Below are 788 nucleotides of genomic sequence, written 5' to 3'. Positions count from 1 at the left end.
CTAGTTTGGTGATGATGGCGGAAGGGAACCACGCGTACCCATCCCGAACACGAACGTTAAGCCTTCCAGCGTCGATGGTACTTGGACCGCAGGGTCCTGGGAGAGTAGAACGTCGCCAAGCAAGCCCACCAAGGGTGGGCTTTTCTTATGAAACATTTTAGGCATACGTTGCATGATTATGGGCCCTTAGCTCAGCTGGTTAGAGCGCACCCCTGATAAGGGTGAGGTCGGTGGTTCGAGTCCACTAGGGCCCATTCCCAAAAGTTAATAAGTTTGAGTAGGGTCTGGTGAAGTCCAGTGCTGCCTGCAAAGCTTAACGTTACTTGTTGGGACTAATATTATGGGGCCATAGCTCAGCTGGGAGAGCGCCTGCCTTGCAAGCAGGAGGTCAGCGGTTCGATCCCGCTTGGCTCCACCATGAATTCTTCTCTTGAATTAGCGGAGAGAAAGTGGTATACTGAATGTCGCCGCTGAAAAGCGACGATGTTAGAACCATTGTTCCTTGAAAACTGGATATCGAAACAATGCAACAAATGCTGAATCATCCTTAAAGATGATCTTTATAGATCTTTATCTTTTAGGTTAGCTACAAGCGGAGCGTATATGTTTTCGGAAGTGACCTTTGTACGAAGTACAAAGGAACGCGAAAATATATACCGAAGCGATCTGGTTAAGCTAATAAGAGCACACGGAGGATGCCTAGGCGCCAGGAGCCGAAGAAGGACGTGGCGAACAACGATAACGCCTCGGGGAGCCGTAAGCAGGCTTTGATCCGGGGATGTCCGAAT

The 788-nt window shown here is 49.5% G+C and carries 2 tRNA genes and 2 rRNA genes; all 4 read left to right on the top strand.

Annotated features, from left to right (window positions below):
• The first annotated feature begins 4 nt into the window (after nucleotides 1-4).
• Nucleotides 5-121, top strand: a 5S ribosomal RNA gene (rrf, locus tag KXG62_RS33845).
• Nucleotides 122-180: 59 nt separating this feature from the next.
• A tRNA-Ile gene (locus tag KXG62_RS33840) sits at nucleotides 181-254 on the top strand.
• Between the two features lie 88 nt (nucleotides 255-342).
• Nucleotides 343-418 (top strand) — tRNA-Ala (locus tag KXG62_RS33835).
• Between the two features lie 250 nt (nucleotides 419-668).
• A 23S ribosomal RNA gene (locus KXG62_RS33830) occupies nucleotides 669-788 on the top strand; the annotation flags it as partial.

Origin of the sequence: Paenibacillus solanacearum (assembly GCF_910593845.1) — a bacterium.
GTDB lineage: Bacteria > Bacillota > Bacilli > Paenibacillales > NBRC-103111 > Paenibacillus_G > Paenibacillus_G solanacearum.
This window is presented reverse-complemented; position numbering and strand designations above follow the sequence as displayed.